The sequence below is a fragment of the Pseudomonas sp. GL-RE-26 genome (genome assembly GCF_019956275.1).
GTDB lineage: Bacteria > Pseudomonadota > Gammaproteobacteria > Pseudomonadales > Pseudomonadaceae > Aquipseudomonas > Aquipseudomonas grandcourensis.
Genome location: NZ_JAHBDI010000055.1, coordinates 163408 through 183995, shown reverse-complemented (window position 1 = coordinate 183995; position 20588 = coordinate 163408). Strand labels below are relative to the sequence as shown.

Genomic DNA, 20588 nt, shown 5'->3' with positions numbered 1-20588 from the left:
ACTGTGAAAGGGCGCTACGGGCAGGGATGCCCGAGGTGGGTGCAAGACTTGAGAAGTAGTTTGATTCGACAAAAGCAATCGCGAGCAGGCTCGCTCCTACAGGGGGTCTATGCCGCCCTCGTTTCCGATGATCGACACAAATCCAATGTAGGAGCGAGCCTGCTCGCGATAAGGTCCGCAGGACCTTCCAGCAAGATCAGAGCCGGCCGTATTCCTGCGCCGTACGATCCATCGCTTTCAGGGTCTTGCTGATCAGCTCATCAATCTCTTCACGGCTGGCAATCAACGCCGGCGCCATGATCATCCGGCCCAAGGTCGAGCGAATGATCACCCCCTCCTCGAAACCAATCGTGCGGCAGCGCCAGGCGATGTCGTTCTCGTTGGCAAAACGCTTGCGAGTGGATTTGTCTTCGGCCAGTTGTAGCGCCGCGACCATGCCGGTGCCCTGGATATCACCCACCAGCGGGTGCTTGCCGAACACTTCGCGCAGGCACTGTTGCAGGTACGGACCGATGTCGTCCTTGACCCGCGTCACCACGCCTTCGTCACGCAGCGCCTTGAGGTTGGCGATGGCCACCGCCGCCGCCACCGGGTGCCCGGAGTAGGTCAGGCCGTGGGCGAATACACCGCCCTGCTCTACCAGCACCGAGGCCATTTTTTTCGACAGGATCAAGCCGCCCATGGGGATGTAGCCCGAAGTCAGGCCCTTGGCGATGGACAGGGTGTCCGGCTCGAACCCGAAGTATTCGTGGGCGAACCATTCGCCGGTACGACCGAAGCCGCCGATCACTTCATCGGCGCACAGCAGCACATCGTACTTGCGGCAGATGCGCTGGATTTCCGGCCAGTAGCTTTCCGGCGGAAAGATCATGCCGCCGGCACCCTGGAACGGTTCGGCGATAAAGCCCGCGACCTTGTCGGCACCCAGTTCGAGGATCTTCGCTTCCAGTTGCTGGGCCGCGCGCAGACCGAATTCGGCCGGTGTCAGGTTGCCTTCGTGGGCGAAGAAGTACGGCTCGTCGATGTGCTCGATGTCCGGAATCATGCCGCCCATTTCGTGCATGAATTTCATGCCGCCCAGCGCCGTCGCGGCCAGGGTCGAACCGTGGTAACCGTTCCAGCGGCCGATCATGATTTTCTTCTCGGGCTTGCCGAGCACCTGCCAGTAACGACGCACCGTGCGGATCAACACCTCGTTGGCTTCGGAGCCGGAGTTGGTGTAGATCGCGTGGCTGTAGTGAGCCGGCAGCAGGCTGAAGAGCAGCTCGGACAGCTCGATCACCTGCGGGTGGGTGGTGTGGAAAAACATGTTGTAGTACGGCAACTGTTCCAGCTGCTGGCTTGCCGCGGCGGCCAGGTCCTTGCGCCCGTAACCGAGGTTGGTGCACCACAGCCCGGACATGCCGTCGAGGTAACGCCGGCCATCGTTGTCCCACAGGTGCAGGCGTTCGCCACGGACCATCACCCGTGGCCCCTCTTCGTTGAGGGCTTTCTGATCGACGAACGCATGGATGTGGTGCGCAGCGTCGGCGGCCTGGTAGTCGCGGGTGTCACGTGATGTGGTCATCGCCAGTTCTCCGTTTTGTTATCAGCGCAATTGAAACCAGGTGGTCTTCAACTGGGTGTATTTATCGAATGAATGCAGGGACAGGTCGCGGCCGAAACCCGACTGCTTGCCACCGCCGAAAGGAACGGTCACGTCCAGCGCATCGACGCAGTTGACCGACACCGTACCGGCCCGCAATTGTCGCGCCACACGGTGGGCGCGATTGAGGTCGTCGGTCCACAGCGAAGCCGCCAGACCGTAGACGCTGTCGTTGGCCAGTTGCAAGGCGTGGGCCTCGTCGTCGAATGGCGTGATCGCCAACACCGGGCCGAACACTTCATCGCGAAACAGCGGCATGTCCGGCGTCACGCCGGTGAAAATCGTCGGCTGGATGAAGTTGTCCGAGCCGTTGAAGATCGACTGCCGACCGCCACAAACCTTGGTCGCACCTTGCAGTTCGGCCTGCTGGATGAACTTCATGATGCGCGCGGTCTGACGGCTGTCGACGATGGCCCCGGCGGCGCTCGACGGGTCCAGCGGATCGCCCGGCAACCAGCGTTCGGCCTGGGCCTTGAGGCGTTCGACGAACTCGTCATGAATCGAGCGCTGCACCAGTAACCGCGAATTCGCCGAGCAAACTTCGCCCTGATTGAAGAAGATGCCGAATGCGGCTTTCTCGGCCGCCAGATCCAGATCCTGACAATCGGCAAACACCAGGTTGGCGCTCTTGCCGCCGCACTCCAGCCACACCTGCTTGAGGTTCGACTGGGCCGAGTACTGCATGAAATATTTGCCGACTTCAGTGGAGCCGGTGAACACCAGGCAATCGACGTCCGGGTGCAGGCCCAGAGCCTTGCCTGTCTGCTCGCCGAGGCCCGGCAGTACGTTGAGTACGCCTGGCGGAATCCCCGCCTCCAGCGCCAGCTCAGCCAGTCGCAGGGCAGAAAACGGCGACTGCTCGGCCGGCTTGAGGATTACCGAGTTACCGGCGGCCAGGGCCGGGGCGAGTTTCCACGCAGCCATGTCCAGAGGGAAATTCCACGGCACCACGGCAGCCACTACGCCCAAGGCTTCGCGAGTAATGGTTGCCAGCACGTTCTGCGCACTCGGCGCGACCTGATCGTAGAGTTTGTCGAGGCTTTCGGCGTACCAGCGGAACACGCCAGCGGCACCCGGCACGTCGATGTTGTAGGCATCGGTGACGGGCTTGCCCATGTTCAGCGAATCGAGCAGCGCCAGCTCTTCACGGTTTTCGAGGATCAGGTCGGCCAGGCGCAACAGCACTTGCTTGCGTTCGGTCGGCGAGCGTGCAGCCCAGGTGCCAGCCTCGAAGACCTGCCGCGCATTGTGCACCGCCGCGTTCACATCTTCTTCGCCGCAGGCGGCAACGTTGGCCAGGCATTGCCCGGTGGCAGGGTTGATCGCGGCGAAAGTCTGCCCCGATTGCGCCGCGCGGCGCTGGCCGTCGATCACGGCCTGGTCGGGAAACCGCAGGGAAGCGGCCTTGCGTTGCCAATACTCAAGCTCGAACACGTTCAGATGCTCCAGAGGACATTCTTGTGTATTGGATAGTCGCTCAGGCCCGAGCGGTGGAAAACCAGTAAAAATGTGTTCGCAGGCCAAGAAAAAACTACGTAGCCAATCTCCCTTCTGGCGCAGCATGTGGTTATTGTTCAAACACAACAAATCGCTACCCGAGCGGATAGGGGTGGCGCGCAAATTGCCAGGATGCCTGATCCGTTCTCCCCCGAGGTTTGCTGTGGCTGCCTACAATCTGCGTCAACTGAAATACTTCATCACCACCGTCGAGTGCGGCAGCGTTGCCGAGGCCTCGCGCAAGCTATACATCGCCCAGCCTTCGATCTCCACGGCCATCAAAGGGCTGGAAGACAGTTTCGGCGTGCAACTGCTGATTCGTCACCATGCACAGGGCGTGTCATTGACCCCCAGCGGTGCACGCTTCTACCGCAAGGCCCAGGAACTGCTGCGCATGGCCAAGGAGTTCGAACAGAACGCCCTGGCCGACAACGATGTGGTGTCCGGGCAGATCGATATCGGCTGTTTCGAAACCGTCGCGCCGCTGTACCTGCCGCAATTGATTGCCGGTTTTTCGGCGCTGTACCCGGGAGTGGAAATCCGCATCCGCGACGGCGAGCAACAAGAGCTGGTGCAGGGCCTGACCTCCGGCGCTTTCGATCTGGCGATCCTTTACGAGCACGATCTGGACGGCACCATCGAAACCGAACCGCTGATGCCGGCGCAACGACCTTACGCGCTGCTGCCGGCGGATCACCGCTTTGCCCAGCAGGCGCAGGTGTCGCTACGGGATTTGTGCCTGGAGCCTATGATTCTTCTGGACGTGCAGCCGAGCCGCACCTACTTCGTCAGCCTGTTCGAGGAGCTGGGCCTGACCCCACGCATCGCCTTCAGCTCGCCATCCATCGAGATGGTGCGCGGCATGGTCGGCCAGGGATTCGGGTTCTCGATCCTGGTGACCAAGCCGCATTCGGAGTGCACCTACGACGGGCAGAAAGTGGTGTGCGTGGACATCGCCGAAAACGTCACCGGTTCAGGGTTGGTGGCCGCATGGCTCAAGCGTGGGCAGCTGACCAAACCGGCGCAGTTGTTTGCTGATTACTGCCGCGAACAACTCACGGCGAAATCCGAAAGCTCACACTGATCCCCTGTGGCGAGGGAGCTTGCTCCCGCTGGGTCGCGGAGCGGCCCCAACTCTTCACCTGAAAAGCAGGGCCTGCTACGCAGTCCAGCGGGAGCAAGCTCCCTCGCCACAGGTTGGGTGTTGCCTTGGCGATTATTTACGCGGTTTGATCCGCGCAGTCGCCTCCGCCACCAGAGGATCATCCGGCCAGTAATGCTTCGGATAACGCCCCTTCAAATCCTTCTTCACCTCGGCATAGGTGCTGCGCCAGAAGTTGGCCAGGTCCTGAGTTACCTGCACCGGCCGGCGCGCCGGGGACAACAGATGCAGCTTGACCACCTGCCGGCCCCCGGCAATGCGCGGAGTCTCGGCCAGACCGAACAACTCCTGCAATCGCACCGCCAGAATCGGCGGCTGTTCGCTGTAGTCCAGACGAATCGAAGAGCCCGACGGTACGCTCAAATGATGCGGCGCCAGCTCGTCCAGCCGCTGCGGCAGCGGCCACGGCAGCAGGTTATGGACGATGCTCGACAGGTCCAGGTTGGCAAAGTGACTGAGCCGCGAAACCTTGCCCAGATACGGCATCAGCCAGTGCTCCAGACTCTTGAGCAATGCCGTGTCGCTGACATCCGGCCACTCACTCTCGCCCTTGCCGGCGAGATCCAGTAGCCGCAACAAGGCGACCCGCGCCTGCCACTGACGCAGCTCCGGAGTCCACGGCAACAGTTCCAGGCCTTTGCGCCGCACCAGGTTCACCAGCGCCTGGCTGCGGGCGGTTTCGTCGAGACCGGTCAGTGGCTCGCGGCTGAGGATCAGTTCGCCAACCTTGCGCTGACGCTCGGCCCGCAGCACGCCTTCACGTTCATCCCAATCCAGTTGGTCGACGCAGCGCACCTGCTCGGCCAGCACGGAGTCGAAGAGCGCCGGATCGAAGTCCGTCGCCAGATAAATCCGCTCCTCACGCTGGCCCTGGCGACTGCCCAGATCAGCGATCACCAGCCACGCTTGCTTCATGAGGCTGTCGGCCTCGGCAAACAGTGCGGCACGTCCGTTGGCCAGGCGATACTCCGCACCACCGGCCCGCCGTTGCTGGGCGACGCGGTCGGGATAGGCCAGTGCCAGCAACGCACCGAGCCAGCGCGGGTGATCCGGATCGCTGACCGGCTCCGAGGCTTTGCCGCGCAGGTATCCACGATACTGCCGCGCCAGTTGCCGTGCGCGCTGCACACCGCCCTGGGCACCGCGTGCGGCGCGCTCTTCGCCAGACAGCAGCACTAGTCGGCTGTGCAGATCCGCCCCGGCGCCGCGCAAGATATCGCGCTCGCCGAGCAGTGCCGCGACATCACAGGCCATGTCCGCCAGACCCAGCGCCTGGCCGCGCAACAGCAAATGCGCGATGCGCGGATGCGCCGGCAGTTCGGCCATGGCCTGGCCGTGACGGGTCAGTGCCTCACCCTCCAGCGCCCCCAGGCGTTCGAGCAGGTCCTGAGCCTGTGCATAAGCGGCGGCCGGCGGCACGTCGAGCCACACCAGTTGTCCGGGCGTCACGCCCCAACGTCCCAGCTGCAAGGCCAGCCCGGCGAGGTCCGCCGAGAGGATTTCCGCACTGCCATAGGCCGCCAGTTGCTCGTGTTGGTCCTGGGACCACAAGCGATAACACACGCCCGGTTCCAGTCGCCCGGCCCGGCCCGTGCGCTGGGTGGCGCTGGCCTTGGAGATGCGTTGGGTGTCGAGGCGGGTCATGCCGCTGCCGGGGTCGAAACGCGGTACCCGCGCCAGCCCGGCATCGATCACCACCCGCACTCCGTTGATGGTCAAACTGGTTTCGGCGATGTTGGTGGCCAGCACCACTTTGCGTTTGCCCGCAGGAGCCGGATCGATGGCCGCACGTTGCGCGGCCAGGTCCAGTTCACCGTGCAACGGGCACAGTAGAACCTGAGTGCTTTCGCCCAAGGCTTCGGCCAGTTGCTGATGCACGCGGCGGATTTCTGCCTGCCCCGGCAGGAACACCAGCACGCTGCCGGTCTCGTCGTTCAAGGCTTCGAGGATGGTCTGCACCAGACGCGGCTCGATGAATTCTCCGGCCTGGAACGGCCGGCCCCAGCGCATCACCACCGGGAACATGCGCCCTTCGCTGCGCAGGATCGGCGCGTCGTCGAGCAGCCCGGCCAAGCGTTCGCCTTCCAGCGTGGCGGACATCAAGAGGATTTTCAGCGGCTGATCGTCCCGGAACAGCTCCCTGCCATTAAGGCTCAGGGCCAAGGCCAGATCAGCGTCGAGGCTGCGTTCGTGAAATTCATCGAAGATCAGCAGGCCCACGCCCTCGAGCGCAGGGTCACCCTGCAAACGCCGGGTGAGGATGCCTTCGGTGACCACTTCGATGCGGGTGTTGGGACCGACCTTGCTGTCGAGCCGAATGCGATAGCCCACGGTTTCGCCCACCTTCTCCCCCAGCTCACTGGCCAGCCGTTCCGCTGCTGCGCGTGCGGCCAACCGGCGGGGTTCGAGCATCAGGATGGTCTGCCCGGCCAGCCACGGCTCGTTGAGCAAGGCCAAAGGCACCCGGGTGGTTTTACCCGCGCCGGGCGGCGCTTCGAGCACGGCTTCGTGGCGCGTAGCGAGGGCTTCACGCAGGGCGGGTAAAACTTCATCGATCGGCAAAGAAATCATGCTGGCTCCAAAACAGAGCGGCGAGTATAACGGCGAACTGCGTGGCGTTAATCACGGTCCTAATTCATACCGACGACGTTTCGTTTCGAGATTACCCAGGAGATTTCATATGCATGTTCCCTTTCGCCTGATTGGCGGTGTTCTGGTCGCAACCTTGCTGACTCAAGTGACCGCCTGCGGTTCGATCTTCTACCCGGATCGCCGTGGCCAGATCGAAGGCAAGATCGACCCGGCCATCGCCGCGCTCGACGCCGTGGGCCTGCTGTTCTACATCATCCCCGGCCTGATTGCGTTTGCCGTGGACTTCGCCACCGGCGCGATTTACTTCGAGCCGGGCAAGACCGCCCAGGTCGACCCGCAAAAACTCAAGGACGCCATCGGTCCCGACGGCAAGGTCGATAACCACAAGTTGCAGACTATTCTGGAAAGTGAACTGGGCCGCAGCTTCCCGCTGGACGATCCACGCCTGATCCAAAGCAAAGGCAGTGCCCAGCAACTGGCGATGTTCGGCCTGCAACCCGCCGCATAATCCCTGCGCGCTAAAGGACTCTTCAAGGAACGATGGCCTCCATGACCTCCAGCTCCGAACACGCCCGCCTGCTGCGGCTGGCGACCCGTGCCTCGGTGGCGGTGGCGTGCATCCTGATCGTCGCCAAAGCCATCGCCTGGTGGCTGAGCGGCTCGGTGAGCATGCTCGCCGGGCTCACCGACTCGACACTCGACGGCGTCACGTCATTGCTCAACCTGCTGGCGGTGCATTACGCCCTGCGCCCCGCCGACAATGATCATCGCTACGGGCACGGCAAGGCCGAGTCATTGGCGGGCATGGCCCAGGCGCTGTTCATTGGCGGCAGTGCGGTACTGATCGCGTTGCAGGCCTTTGAACGGCTCAAACATCCCGAACCGATCGGCGCGCCGTGGATCAGTATCGGCGTGATTGTCTTCTCCCTCGTCCTGACCTTGGCCTTGCTGTCGCTGCAACATCGGGTGATCAAGGCCACGGGTTCCAACGCCGTGCGTGCCGACTCGCTGCACTACCGTTCGGACCTGCTGCTCAACGGCAGCATTCTGCTGGCGCTGGTACTGGCCGGGTTTGGCTGGTTTCAGGTCGACGCCTGGTTTGGTCTGGGAATCGCCGCCTACATTCTGTGGAGCGCAGTGCAGATCGCCCGTGAGAGCTTTGCGGTGTTGATGGATGAAGAACTGCCGCCGGAGGTCAGCCAGCACATGCTGGAATTGGCGTGCAGCGTCCCCGGCGTGCTGGGTGCCCATGACCTGCGCACGCGGATCTCCGGCAACCAGTGGTTTGTGCAGTTGCATCTGGAGCTGCCGGGGGAGCTGACGTTATCCGTTGCCCATGGCATCAGCGATCAGGCCGCAGCAGCCATTCACACCGCCTACCCGCGAGCCGAAGTGCTGGTGCACGCCGATCCTGTAAAAGCAGCTTCAAGCTCCAAGCTTTAAGCTGCAAGTTTGAAGCTTGCCGCTTGTAGCTTGTAGCTTGTAGCTTGTAGCTTGTAGCTGCTACTGAACCTGATAACCGCGACTGCTCAGGCAGTTGCCCTGGGCCTGTCGGTAGGCTTGCACCACCGACGGGTCTGGCTGGTAGGTGGCGGTTCGTGGATCGAAACCACTCTGCTGCACCGCGTATTGATAACACTCGTAACCGTCCCGACTGACCTGCTCCGGCGACTGACCGTTGGCTGGATAGGCCTCCACGTCATAACCATTGCTGCCGGCGGGTGGTTGCGGTTGCGACTGGCCAACCGGCGGCTCGACCACAACGTAGTCCTGAGTGTTTTCCTGATAGGCGTAATACGAACCGGCAGCGAGGAACAGCAATGCCCCGCCGATCCACACTTGCTGGGCGTAATCGGGCAGGTATCTGACGCGAATCCCGCGCGGTGGCTCTACCACCTCATAACGGGGGCCCAGCGGGCGATACCAGTAGCCACCGGAATAGTAGTAATCCATGCCACGGTAAGGCACGCGGAAGTTGCGCTCGGGGAAGCGGTCGATCACCTGGCCGGGGCGATACCTGGGGCCTGGCCCCCAGCCGCTACCATGGCCATTCGGGCGCCCCTGCCCATGATTGTCATAGGACGGTGCGCCTATGTAGCCATTCCAGTGCTGGTTGTAATCGTTGCGACGCGGCTGATCCTGATAGTAGCCACGCTGCGGCTGCTGGGTCTGGCGCACGGTGTCGGGCCGGGGCTGGATTGGCATGTCAGTGGCCGGCATCTGCGGCGGCGGTGGCGGCGAGCGCACCCGGCTGTTGAAATCCGGCGCTGGACGGTTCTGCCACTGGCCATTGTCCTGATGCTGATTCTGGCCGTTGTGATCGTACTGGCGATTGTCGTTGCTCTGCGCCCGGGGCTGATTCTGCTGCTGGCCGTTTTGCGGATGCGGCTGATTGCTGCCACCATGGCCCTGGTTATCGCCCTGATGCCCACCCTGGCCGTGTTGCTCGCCATCATGACCACGGTTTTGCGGCTCATCGGCCATCGTTTGCGCAGTGACACTGACACACAGCAAACCAACACCGGCCAAACGCCAGATGCGCGATTTCATGCTTTTCCTCATTACGGATAAGGGCCTGTACGTAAGACTGAGAAAGCAGTGGCCGGTTCTGCGACAGGTTATCAGTCACGCAACTTATTTATTGAGGGTCGGGGGGCAAATTCCGCACAAGAAAAAGGGGAGACCCGTCGGCCTCCCCTTAGAGAACTTCGTCCTGGCTCGACACTTGTGGCGTCGGCTCACCTCACGCCGTCTTCTGGACAGTGTGTAGCTCGGGGGTCGGCACATCCCCGGTGGGGGTGGCGACCGCGGCGGGCCTGATTCGGCGAGCCGCACTGGACTGTTTGTCCGAGCAGTGATTCTGGTGATAAGAATAGGCCGGGAGCGCCGGCAGAGGATTGCGAAGATTGCCGAATTAAACATCACTTGCGCAATTTTTAACCCCGGATACATAATCCTTCGCAATAGTTACGACAAAGGACCGTTTGATGAGCAAACTCGACCGTTACGACCTGAGTATTCTGGCGGAACTGCAGCGCGACGCACGCATCTCCAACCAGGAGCTGGCCGAGCGCATCGGCCTGTCGCCTTCGCCGTGCTCGCGGCGGGTGAAGCAACTGGAAGACGACGGCTACATTTCCCGCCAAGTCGCCCTGCTCGACCGCAAGATGCTCGGCCTGAGCCTGACCGCTTACGTGCTGATCGGCATGGACCGCCACACGCCGGAGCGTTTCGAGAATTTCGAAGCGGCCATCCGCACCCTGCCCCAAGTGCTCGAATGCAGCCTGGTGACCGGGATGGATGCCGACTATCAACTCAAGGTCGTGGTGCCGGACATGGACCACTACCAGAAACTGCTGCTGGGGCATCTGACGCGGATTGAAGGCGTGACCAGCGTACGGTCGAGTTTTGTGCTGAATCAGGTGCTCAACAGCACTGAGTTGCCGTTGACTCATCTGCGTAGCTGATCGAGATTGCGGGGCACCAACTGTTTTTGTGGCGAGGGGGCTTGCCCCCGTTGGGGTGCGAAGCAGCCCTGAAATCAGCATGCAGGTTGTATCTGACACACCGTATTTTCTGCGTTTGCGACTGCTTCGCAGCCGAACGGGGGCAAGCCCCCTCGCCACAGGTGCGACACACCGACGCAGGTCAATACAGCGCGAACCCGCGCAGGCGTATACTCCCCGCGCCCTTTTAGCCAAGCCCGCGCTGGAGATGTTCGATGGATCCTGCCGTTTTCGAAGAGTGGATGATGACCGGTCTGGTCAGCATCCTGATCATTTTCATGGGTTTCATCGTCTGGGATCTGGCGAAGAAGTCCAAGGCCGGGCGCTTTGGCTCATTCATTCTGTTCTTCGTGCTGGGCCTTGGCGTGGCGGCGTTCGTGATCAAGAGCGTGGTGATCGGCCTGATCGAATCCGGCACGTTATAAGCGCGCCGGCACTTCCTTCCACTGGCCCTGATCGAGCCCTTCGATCGTCCAGTCACCGATCCTGACTCGCACCAGACGCAAGGTCGGCAACCCGACCGCCGCGGTCATGCGTCGCACCTGCCGGTTGCGCCCTTCGCGAATCACCAACTCCAGCCAGCTGGTCGGCACGCTTTTGCGAAAGCGCACCGGCGGATTGCGCGGCCACAGTTCGGGCTCGTCCAGTTGCCGCGCCTCGGCGGGCAAGGTCATGCCGTCATTCAACTCGACGCCATCACGCAAGCGCTGCAACTGCTCGGCGTCCGGCTCGCCCTCGACCTGTACCCAATAGGTCTTGGCCAGCTTGTGTTTCGGGTCGGCGATCCGCGCCTGAAGCTGACCGTCGTTGGTCAGCAGCAACAAGCCTTCGCTGTCGCGGTCCAGCCGTCCGGCCGGATAGATTCCCGGTACATCGATGTAATCCTTGAGCGTTGCACGCCCTTCCCCGTCGCTGAATTGCGTCAGCACATCGAAAGGTTTGTTGAACAGGATCAGTTTCGGCTCGGACGGCGGTGCCTTGGCGACACGACGCGGGGCTGCAGGAGAGGGTTTCGCGCCAGGGCGGCGGGAAACGGGGCGTTGAGGACGGGACATGGCGACGTGAGCATCTAGCGATCAGGGCTGCTAATGCTAGTGCCCTGACCGCCAAATGACCATGACAACTGTTAGCGGAACGGCGGCTCGTCGAAACTGCGCAGTTTGCGCGAGTGCAACGAGTTGAGTTCGGTGCGCAATAGGTCCACCGCCTCGATACCGATCTTCAGGTGCTGGCTGACCGCGCGCTCATAGAAAGCGTTGGCCGAGCCCGGCAGCTTGATTTCGCTGTGCAGCGGCTTGTCCGAGACGCACAGCAACGTGCCGTACGGCACCCGCAAGCGATACCCCTGGGCGGCGATGGTGCCGCTTTCCATGTCCACAGCCACGGCACGGGACAGGTTGATCAGTGGCCGTTCCTGCGCCCAACGCAGCTCCCAGTTACGGTCGTCGTAGGTCAGCACGGTGCCGGTACGCAGGCGTTTCTTCAGTTCGTCGCCCTTCTCGCCGGTGACGTTGGCCGCCGCTTGCTGAAGCGCGAGTTGCACTTCGGCCAACGCCGGAATCGGAATGTTCGGCGGCACCACCCGGTCGAGAATCCCGTCGCGACGCATGTAGGCGTGGGCCAGCACGTAATCGCCAATGGTCTGCGACTGACGCAGGCCACCGCAGTGACCGATCATCAGCCAGCAGTGCGGACGCAGCACGGCCAAGTGGTCGGTGATGTTCTTGGCGTTGGACGGGCCGACACCGATGTTGACCAGAGTCACGCCGTGGCCGTCACTGGCGATCAGGTGATAGGCCGGCATCTGGTAGCGGTGCCAGACCACACCGGCAGCAATCGCCGAGGCTTCGCCGTGGTCCATGCTCTTGTCGATGATCACATTGCCCGGCAGCACCATGCGCACGAAACGCGGGTCTTTGCGCAGTTGTTCCAGGCCATGGACGATGAACTGGTCGACGTAGCGGTGATAGTTGGTCAGCAGAATCCACGGCTGCACATGTCGCCAGTCGCTGCCGGTGTAATGCACCAGTCGGCGCAGGGAGAAATCCACCCGGGCAGCATCGAACAGCGCCAGTGGCAGCGGATCGGTGTTTTCCCAATCGTACAAACCGTCGGCAATGCCGTCGGTCGCCGCCGACAGGTCAGTGCTCGGGAACACCCGCGCCAGCACCGCGGCGGTGACGCCGGAACCCGCCAGCTCATCTCCCTGCTCGACCACATACGGGTACGGGATGTTCTGCTGGCTGACACCGACTTCCACGGTCACGGTGAAGTCGTGCATCAACGGAACGAGCTGTTCCAGCAGGTATTTACGGAAAGCCGACGGATGGGTAACGGTGACACTGTAGGTGCCCGGCAACTGAACCTTGGCGTAAGCGCGAGTGGTCTGCGGGACTTCGCCCTGGCAGCGGTAGGTCAGGCGCAATTCGGGATAGCGGAACATCGCGCGCTGTTCGGCATCGGGCTCGACGCGATCCTTGAGGTAACGCTTGAGCGCCTGGCTCAGCGCGGTGGTTGCACGATTGTGCAAGAGTGCAAGCCGATCCACGGCTTGCTCGGCGGTTTGAACGACAATAAAAGCTTCGGTCACGATCAGCATCCTGTGTTCTGACTTGCAGACCTTCATCTTGCCTGCATCGTCGCTTCACGGGAACAGTGGCTTTGACTATGTACAGAGAACAACTGTGGGAGCGAGCTTGCTCGCGATAGCGGCGTATCAGTCAACATCACTGTTGAATGTTAATCCGTCATCGCGAGCAAGCTCGCTCCCACAGGGGTTTGCGGTGCCGGGTCACTCGTGATCAGAAGCCTTGTGGAGTCGAGCGGGCGACAATCGCTTCCACATCCAGGCCGCGTGGCAATGCGCCGTACACTCGGCCGCAGCCATCCAGACGACTGGCAATAAACGCATCACTGACCACCGCATTCCCGGCTTCCAGCAACAACTTCGCCTGCAACCCCAGGGCAATGCCTTCGGTCAATTGCCGCGCGCGATACTGAATATCGCTGGTGTCCTTGAAGGCCGCCTGTAACTGGCTGATGTGCGCCGCCAGACGCTTGTCGCCATGGCCATGGCCATCGCCCAACTCGCTGAACAGCGCATCGAGCACACCCGGTTCTTTCGACAGGGCACGCAGCACATCGAGGCACTGCACGTTACCGGAACCTTCCCACGTAGAATTCACCGGCGCCTCACGGTAAAGCCGCGGCAGGATGCTGTCTTCGACATAACCCGCACCACCCATGCATTCGGCCGCTTCGTTGATCATGGCCGGCGCCCGCTTGCAGATCCAGTACTTGCCCACCGCCGTCACCAGCCGGGCGAATTTGGCTTCCTGCGAATCGTCCAGATGATCCAGCGCCCGGCCCATTCGCAAGCTCAAGGCCAGGGCGGCTTCGCTTTCCAGGGCCAGATCCGCCAGCACGTTCTGCATCAACGGCTGCTCGCTGAGTAGCTTGCCGCCAACGGAACGGTGAGCGCAGTGATGGCTGGCCTGGGTCAGCGCCTGGCGCATCAGCGAACTGGAACCGACCATGCAATCGAAGCGGGTCATGGCGACCATCTCGATGATCGTCGGAACGCCACGGCCCTCCTCACCGACCATCCACGCCAGTGCGCCACGGAACTCCACTTCGCTGGAAGCGTTGGAGCAATTGCCGAGCTTGTTCTTCAGGCGCTGGATATAGAACTGATTGCGCGTGTCGTCCGGACGATGGCGCGGCAACAGGAAACAGGTCAGGCCCTTGTCGGTCTGCGCCAAGGTCAGGAAGGCGTCGCACATCGGCGCCGAGCAAAACCACTTGTGCCCGACCAGTTCATAGGCCTGGCCCGGACCGCTGGCACCGACCGGATAGGCCTTGGTGGTATTGGCCCGCACATCGGTGCCGCCCTGCTTCTCGGTCATGGCCATGCCGATGGTAACCCCGGCCTTGTGGGCCATACCGACGTTGCGCGGGTCGTATTCGGTGGCGAGGATTTTCGGCAGCCACTTTTCCGCCAGGTCCGGTTGCAGGCGCATGGCCGGAACGCTGGCGAAAGTCATGGTCAGAGGGCAGCCACTGCCGGCTTCGGCCTGGCTGTGCAGGTACGACATGCTAGCGCGGGCGACATGGGCGCCGTCCTGCGGGTGCGCCCAGGGCAGCGAGGTCAGGCCGTACTCGACCGCCGTGCGCATCAATTGGTGATAGGCCGGGTGAAATTCCACCAGGTCGATGCGATGACCAAACCGGTCATGGCTGTTGAACACCGGCTTGTTCTGATTGGCCAGGAACCCCGCTTCCATCAACGGGCCACCGGCCAGCGCGCCATAGGCGTCGATCCGCGATTCGGCCCAACCGGCCCCGAACCGCCGCGACCACTCCTGCAACGGCAAGTCGATGCGGTACAGGTTGGCGCCGTCCAGTGACGGTGGCTGGTTGGTGACTTCGTGGGTTTCGGCGAACTGATGCAGGTTCATGACAGGGCTCCTTTGGTCGGCCAAGGAACTTCAGTTAAGCACCGCCCCTCGGCCGATCAAAGTGTCATATCCGCCTAACTGCCGGCGCTTTCGCCCTGCTGTGAACAAAGCACGCGGCGATAGAGCGCGGCCTGCAAGTCTTCGAATTTCACCGGTTTGTTCAAATGATCAATCACCGCGCCGGTCGGGCAGCGCTCACGGTCACCGCCCAGGGCGATCAAGAACAATGGCAGTTCGGCATAACCGGGTAACGCGCGGATTTGGCAGCACACCGACTCACCGTCCAGCAGCGGCAACTGACAATCGACCAGCACCGCGTCAAACACTTCGTGCTGCAAGAGATCGAGCGCGGCATCGACGCTGTCGGCCGTACGTACGCGAAAGCCCAGCTTGAGCAACATGCCGCGCATCACCAACTGGCTGATGCCGTTGTCATCCACCAACAGCACGGCACAATCCTGAGGCAAGCGCAGGCGCGGAAAGTCCCGGGTCATCAATGGCACCACCGGACGCTCTACCACCGGCAACCCGACTTCCACATCCAGCTGAAATCGGCTGCCGCGTCCTGGCTCGGAGCGATGAGTCAGGCGTCCACCGAGCAATTCGACCAACTGTCGGCAAATCGCCAGGCCAACCCCCAGGCCACCGTATTCACGAGTCATTGAGCCATCGAGCTGGAAGAACCGTTGATACATCGTGGCCTCCCCCAAATCGGTGAAACCAATGCCCGTGTCGATCACCGCAAAGTTCAAGGCCAGCCGGTCGGGCTCGATGGTCTTGCCGGTCACTCGCAGGGCCAGGCCGCCGACCTTGGTGAACTTGATGGCGTTATCCAGCAGGCATTCCAGGCACTGCGCGATCTTGACGTTGTCGCCGTGCAAACGATCCGGCACACCTGGCGCGACATCGACCTTGAAGTCCAGCGACTTGCTCGATGCGTTGCCCTCGAACTGCGTGCGCAGTGCCTCGACCACGCCACGCAAGCTGAAGGTGTCGGCCGAGGCCTTGAGTTTGCCGGCCTGCAATTCGGTGAGGGTGAGGATGCCGTTGACCATGCGCATCATGTCCCGCGCCGACCCCGAAGCCGTCTGCTGGTACTGCTCGAGCTCCGGGTCCATATCGACCGTCTGCATCAGCTCCAGCGAACCGATCACACCGTTCATGGGCGTGCGCAATTCGTGGGTCAGAGTGGCAAGGAACTCGTCCTTGAGCTTGTTACTGCGGGCCAGTTGCTGGTTGAGGACTTCAAGCTTCTGGCTGGCGTCGAACAGGGTTTGAGCCTGTTGCTCGCGCATGGCGTTGATGCGGTCGGCCAGTGCCAGGGACAGCAACGCCACTTCGATGGCCGAGCCGATCTGGCTGGAGTACATGGTCAGGAACACATTCGGCAGGTATCCCAGCACCATCAGCGTATTGACGATGCCACCGAGCAAAAACGCCGACCAGGCAATGATGAAATACCGCGCCACCCGCAGGCCCCGCAGCCAGGCAAAGATCCCGGAGGCAAAAATCACCACGGTGAATGTCAGCGCCAGGGCCGTGGCCAGGCGCAAGGCCAGGGCATAGCTGGTCATCAACGACAGGCCGACCACCAGCGCACCGAAGCCAACCAGCACCAGCAACAGGCGGTCGAGCCAGCGACTGTGGGTAGCCATTTGCAGGAAACTGCGGGCGAACTGACTGCCGAACAGCCCCGCACAACCGATGAAAAACGGCGTCGCGGCGTTGGCCCACCATGGATTGTCCGGCCAGAAATACTGCACGGCCGCACCATTTACCGACAGCTGATACAAGCCGAACGAGGCGATATAGAAGATGTAGTAGAGGTAACTGGTGTCGCGCACGCTGAGGTAGATGAACAGGTTATAGACCAGCATCCCCAGCAGCACGCCATAGATCAGCCCCAATACGTAGAGGCGCACGGGCTGTTCTTCGAGGTAGGCGGTGCTAGACCACAAGGTGAGCGGCGCCTGGATCGAACCTTCGCTTTGCAAGCGCATGAATACGGTTTCGGCCTGATCCGGCTTGAACGTCAGGTCGAACAGATAGTTGTTCTGACGAATCTCGCGGCTAGCGAAGGGCAAGGCATCGCCGGTCTGCCTGACCAACTGATAGTTGCCGGCCGCATCGGGCAAATAGAGATCGAGATGATCAAGGGGTGGATAGGCCAGTTCCAGCAGCCAGGTCCTTTGCGCCGCCGGATTGGCCGGACGGTAATGCAGGTCGATTTTCAGCCAGAACACCGAACGCGAGTACCCGGCGTTGAGCGTGTCCTTGAGGTGCGGTTTGAAGTTGCCGGCCGCCGCTTGCGCACGGATATCCTCGATGGTCGCCTGACCACCTGCATCCTCATAGACCTGCAGGGTACGACCCAAAGGGAGGCTTTGAGTGAACTCATCGAACTCGACGGCGTTTGCCAGGAGGGGCAAACATAACAGCAACATCAGCAAATAGCGCATTGAAGCCCCAGCGTGGCCTGTCCGGTTCTGTCAGGAAGCCCCCCATTCCTTTTGAGCAGACGTAAAACCGGCATCACCTGTTATTGGTTTGGATCCACTCTAGCATAGCCGTTGATGGCCATTAAACACCATTGAAATTTTTCCAGAAAAGGCTCTAGGACGGGCGTTTCAGCGATACCTCTGAACGATTATCAATGGCAGGAAAATCACTGTGGCAAGGGGGCTTGCCCCCGTTCAGCTGCGAAGCAGTCGTAAAACCAGTCGACGCAATGAACGTGAAGGTTTTTTGGGGCCGCTTCGCGACCCAGCGGGAGCAAGCTCCCTCGCCACAATGGAGTGTCGCTGCACCCGAAAAAGAATGTTTGGTGGTAAGCTCGCGCACCATGAATATCTACAGCTCTCGCCCCGTTGTCCTCTGTCTCTCCGGCCACGACCCAAGTGGTGGCGCCGGCTTGCAGGCAGATATCGAAGCCCTGCTCGCTCAGGGTTGCCATGCGGCTCCGGCCGTCACCGCCCTGACCGTGCAAGACACCGTCAATGTCACGGACTTCCGCGTTCTGGACCGTGAGTGGGTACTGGCCCAGGCCAATGCCGTGCTCAACGACTCCGAAGTCGCGGCGGTCAAACTGGGCATGCTCGGTTCCCTGGAAATGGTCGACACCGTGGTCGAACTGCTTTCGGCGCATCCGCATTTGCCGGTGGTCTGCGACCCGGTACTGCGCGCCGGCGGCGGCGGACGCCTGGGCAAGGACGAGGTCGGCTACGCCATGCGCGAACGCCTGCTGCCCCTATCGATCATTGCGACCCCCAACCTTCCCGAAGCCCGCATCCTCGCCGAACTGCCCGAAGGCACCGCGGACGAGTGCGCTGAAAAACTCTTGCCGTTCGTCAAACACCTGCTGATCACCGGCGGCCATGGCGACGAAACCGAAATCCACAATCGCCTGTACAGCCGCGATGGTCTGCGCGAAACCTATACTTGCCAGCGTTTGCCGGGCAGTTATCACGGTTCCGGTTGCACCCTGGCCAGTGCCCTGGCCGGTCGTCTGGCCCATGGCGAAAACCTCGCCAGCGCCGTGCAGACCGCGCTTAACTACACGTGGCGCACACTGCGTGATGCCGAGCAACTGGGCAAAGGCCAGTTCGTGCCGCGCCGCTTGCCGCTGGATTTCTGTTCGTAACTTCTATTTGTATGCGGTGAGGCTTGTCCGATGAAACTACGTGGCCTGTACGCCATTACCGACAGCCATTTGCTGGACGGTAAGTTGCTCAAGTACGTGGAGGCGGCGCTGGAAGGCGGCGTCACCTTGCTGCAATACCGCGACAAAAGCAGCGACGAGGCCCGCCGCCTGCGTGAGGCCGAAGCCTTGCGCGAGCTGTGCGAACGCTACAAGACGCATCTGATCATCAACGATGACGCCGAGTTGGCGGCGCGCCTGAATGTAGGCGTGCACCTGGGCCAGACCGACGGCCCACTGACTCCGGCCCGTGCACTGCTCGGGCGCCAGGCGATCATCGGCTCGACCTGCCACGCGCAGCTCGAACTGGCCGAACAGGCCGCCAGGGAAGGCGCCAGCTACGTCGCCTTCGGCCGCTTCTTCAATTCGAACACCAAACCCGGCGCCCCGACCTGCAGCCTCGACCTGCTCGACCAGGCCCGCAAGCAGTTGCACTTGCCGATCTGCGCGATCGGCGGCATCACCCTGGATAACGCCGCCCCGTTGGTGGCCCATGGCGTCGATCTGCTGGCGGTGGTGCATGGCCTGTTCGGTGCCGAGAGCACGGCTGAGGTGACCCGCCGCGCCCGCGCCTTCAACGAATTGTTTTCTATTTAAGCTTTAAATCTGATTTGAGAGCCCGATCATGTCTCGTTCCGAAACGCTGTTTGCCAATGCCCAGAAACACATTCCCGGTGGCGTGAACTCGCCGGTTCGCGCGTTCAAGAGTGTCGGCGGCACGCCGCTGTTCTTCAAACACGCCGAAGGCGCCTACGTCACCGACGAAGATGACAAGCGCTATGTGGATTACGTCGGTTCCTGGGGTCCGATGATTCTCGGCCACAGCCACCCGGACGTACTGGACGCGGTGCGCAAGCAGCTTGAGCACGGTCTGTCCTACGGCGCCCCGACCGAGATGGAAACCCAGATGGCCGACCTGGTCTGCTCTCTGGTGCCGTCAATGGAAATGGTGCGCATGGTCAGCTCCGGCACCGAAGCGACCATGAGCGCCATTCGCCTGGCCCGTGGTTTCACCGGTCGCGACAGCATCATCAAGTTCGAAGGCTGCTACCACGGTCACTCCGACAGCCTGCTGGTCAAGGCCGGCTCCGGTGCACTGACCCAGGGCGTACCGAGCTCGGCCGGTGTACCGGCAGCATTCGCCAAACACACCCTGACCCTGCCGTTCAACGACATCGACGCGGTAGAAACCATGCTCGCCGAAGTCGGCCAGGACGTGGCCTGCATCATCGTCGAGCCAGTGGCCGGCAATATGAACTGCGTGCCGCCGGCACCGGGTTTCCTCGAAGGCCTGCGGACCCTGTGCGACAAGCATGGCGTGGTGCTGATTTTCGACGAAGTGATGACCGGTTTCCGTGTCGCCCTCGGCGGCGCCCAGGCGTACTACGGCGTGACGCCGGACCTGACCACCTTCGGCAAAATCATCGGTGGCGGCATGCCGGTCGGCTGCTTCGGCGGCAAGCGTGAAATCATGCAGCGCATCGCCCCGCTGGGTCCGGTCTACCAGGCAGGTACGCTGTCCGGTAACCCGCTGGCGATGGCCGCTGGCCTGACCACCCTGCGCCTGATCAGCCGTCCGGGCTTCCACGCCGAGCTGACCGACTACACCACTCGCCTGCTCGACGGCCTGCAACAGCGCGCCGATGCGGCCGGCATTCCGTTCGTGACCACCCAGGCCGGCGGCATGTTCGGCCTGTACTTCAGCGGTGCCGACAACATCGTCACCTTCGATGACGTCATGGCCAGCGACGCAGCCCTATTCGGTCGTTTCTTCCACCTGATGCTTGAAGGTGGCGTGTACCTGGCACCGAGCGCATTCGAAGCCGGTTTCACTTCGATCGCCCACGGCGAAGCTGAACGGAAGCTGACCCTGGACGCCGCCGAGCGCGCCTTCGCGGCCTTGAAGTAGCGCTCAAATGCTGACGCTGGCCCTTGCCAGCGTCAGCTTTCGCCTGCATTCCCAGGTTTTTTCCTGCTCATCTGCTGATAATCCCCCGCAAAGTGGGCGATAAATTTCCCGCGCAGCAGAAAA

The 20588-nt window shown here is 62.0% G+C and carries 16 protein-coding genes; 8 read left to right on the top strand and 8 right to left on the bottom strand.

Annotated elements, in window-relative coordinates; genetic code table 11:
* Positions 1–196: 196 nt before the first annotated feature.
* Together KGB07_RS24950 and KGB07_RS24945 are read right to left on the bottom strand one after the other, a co-directional pair.
* Positions 197–1567 carry an aspartate aminotransferase family protein gene (locus KGB07_RS24950; protein WP_223466818.1) on the bottom strand — a complete coding sequence of 457 codons (1371 nt, stop codon included), beginning with the start codon at positions 1565–1567 and terminating at the stop codon, positions 197–199.
* A gap of 21 nt (positions 1568–1588) precedes the next feature.
* Positions 1589–3079, bottom strand: coding sequence for an aldehyde dehydrogenase (locus KGB07_RS24945; protein WP_223466816.1), 1491 nt, complete (start codon positions 3077–3079; stop codon positions 1589–1591).
* Positions 3080–3305: 226 nt separating this feature from the next.
* Between KGB07_RS24945 and KGB07_RS24940 the strand changes: the two genes are divergently transcribed.
* On the top strand, positions 3306–4226 hold the full coding sequence (locus KGB07_RS24940) for a LysR family transcriptional regulator (RefSeq protein ID WP_223466814.1): 921 nt from the start codon (positions 3306–3308) through the stop codon (positions 4224–4226).
* 132 nt (positions 4227–4358) lie between these two features.
* Here the strand turns inward: KGB07_RS24940 and hrpB are convergent, their stop codons facing one another.
* On the bottom strand, positions 4359–6875 hold the full coding sequence (hrpB, locus tag KGB07_RS24935; RefSeq protein ID WP_223466812.1) for an ATP-dependent helicase HrpB: 2517 nt from the start codon (positions 6873–6875) through the stop codon (positions 4359–4361).
* A 109-nt stretch (positions 6876–6984) separates the two neighbouring features.
* Here hrpB and KGB07_RS24930 point away from each other — a divergent pair, with 109 nt between their 5' ends.
* Together KGB07_RS24930 and KGB07_RS24925 are read left to right on the top strand one after the other, a co-directional pair.
* Positions 6985–7404, top strand: a complete 420-nt coding sequence (locus KGB07_RS24930) for a hypothetical protein (RefSeq protein WP_046041709.1) — start codon at positions 6985–6987, stop codon at positions 7402–7404.
* A 41-nt stretch (positions 7405–7445) separates the two neighbouring features.
* The gene (locus tag KGB07_RS24925; protein WP_046041708.1) at positions 7446–8339 is read left to right on the top strand and encodes a cation diffusion facilitator family transporter; all 894 of its coding nucleotides are present in this window, start codon (positions 7446–7448) and stop codon (positions 8337–8339) included.
* Positions 8340–8399: 60 nt separating this feature from the next.
* Here KGB07_RS24925 and KGB07_RS24920 read toward each other — a convergent pair whose 3' ends face one another.
* The gene (locus KGB07_RS24920; RefSeq protein ID WP_046041707.1) at positions 8400–9446 is read right to left on the bottom strand and encodes a DUF6515 family protein; all 1047 of its coding nucleotides are present in this window, start codon (positions 9444–9446) and stop codon (positions 8400–8402) included.
* 437 nt (positions 9447–9883) lie between these two features.
* Between KGB07_RS24920 and KGB07_RS24915 the strand changes: the two genes are divergently transcribed.
* Together KGB07_RS24915 and KGB07_RS24910 are read left to right on the top strand one after the other, a co-directional pair.
* Entirely contained in the window at positions 9884–10363 is a 480-nt protein-coding gene (locus KGB07_RS24915; RefSeq protein ID WP_007937367.1) for an Lrp/AsnC family transcriptional regulator, read from the top strand.
* Between the two features lie 254 nt (positions 10364–10617).
* On the top strand, positions 10618–10827 hold the full coding sequence (locus KGB07_RS24910; protein WP_007937369.1) for a DUF2788 domain-containing protein: 210 nt from the start codon (positions 10618–10620) through the stop codon (positions 10825–10827).
* Here KGB07_RS24910 and KGB07_RS24905 read toward each other — a convergent pair.
* The 4 genes from KGB07_RS24905 to KGB07_RS24890 all read right to left on the bottom strand — a co-directional run bounded on the left by KGB07_RS24905 (position 10822) and on the right by KGB07_RS24890 (position 17318).
* Positions 10822–11457 (bottom strand): pseudouridine synthase, encoded by a 636-nt coding sequence (locus KGB07_RS24905; protein WP_046041705.1) that lies wholly within the window; start codon positions 11455–11457, stop codon positions 10822–10824. The genes KGB07_RS24910 and KGB07_RS24905 overlap by 6 nt on opposite strands.
* 71 nt (positions 11458–11528) lie before the next feature.
* Positions 11529–13028, bottom strand: coding sequence for an AMP nucleosidase (gene amn, locus KGB07_RS24900; protein ID WP_185754805.1), 1500 nt, complete (start codon positions 13026–13028; stop codon positions 11529–11531).
* A 175-nt stretch (positions 13029–13203) separates the two neighbouring features.
* Positions 13204–14859 carry an acyl-CoA dehydrogenase family protein gene (locus KGB07_RS24895; RefSeq protein ID WP_223466810.1) on the bottom strand — a complete coding sequence of 552 codons (1656 nt, stop codon included), beginning with the start codon at positions 14857–14859 and terminating at the stop codon, positions 13204–13206.
* Positions 14860–14933: 74 nt separating this feature from the next.
* Positions 14934–17318, bottom strand: coding sequence for a hybrid sensor histidine kinase/response regulator (locus tag KGB07_RS24890; protein ID WP_223466808.1), 2385 nt, complete (start codon positions 17316–17318; stop codon positions 14934–14936).
* A gap of 383 nt (positions 17319–17701) precedes the next feature.
* Between KGB07_RS24890 and KGB07_RS24885 the strand changes: the two genes are divergently transcribed.
* Genes KGB07_RS24885 through hemL form a run of 3 tightly spaced genes read left to right on the top strand, consistent with a single transcriptional unit; the run spans position 17702 to position 20465 of the window.
* Positions 17702–18499 carry a hydroxymethylpyrimidine/phosphomethylpyrimidine kinase gene (locus tag KGB07_RS24885; protein ID WP_046041702.1) on the top strand — a complete coding sequence of 266 codons (798 nt, stop codon included), beginning with the start codon at positions 17702–17704 and terminating at the stop codon, positions 18497–18499.
* 30 nt (positions 18500–18529) lie between these two features.
* Positions 18530–19153 (top strand): thiamine phosphate synthase, encoded by a 624-nt coding sequence (gene thiE, locus KGB07_RS24880; protein WP_046041701.1) that lies wholly within the window; start codon positions 18530–18532, stop codon positions 19151–19153.
* Between the two features lie 28 nt (positions 19154–19181).
* Positions 19182–20465, top strand: coding sequence for a glutamate-1-semialdehyde 2,1-aminomutase (gene hemL, locus KGB07_RS24875; RefSeq protein ID WP_223466807.1), 1284 nt, complete (start codon positions 19182–19184; stop codon positions 20463–20465).
* Positions 20466–20588: the final 123 nt, after the last annotated feature.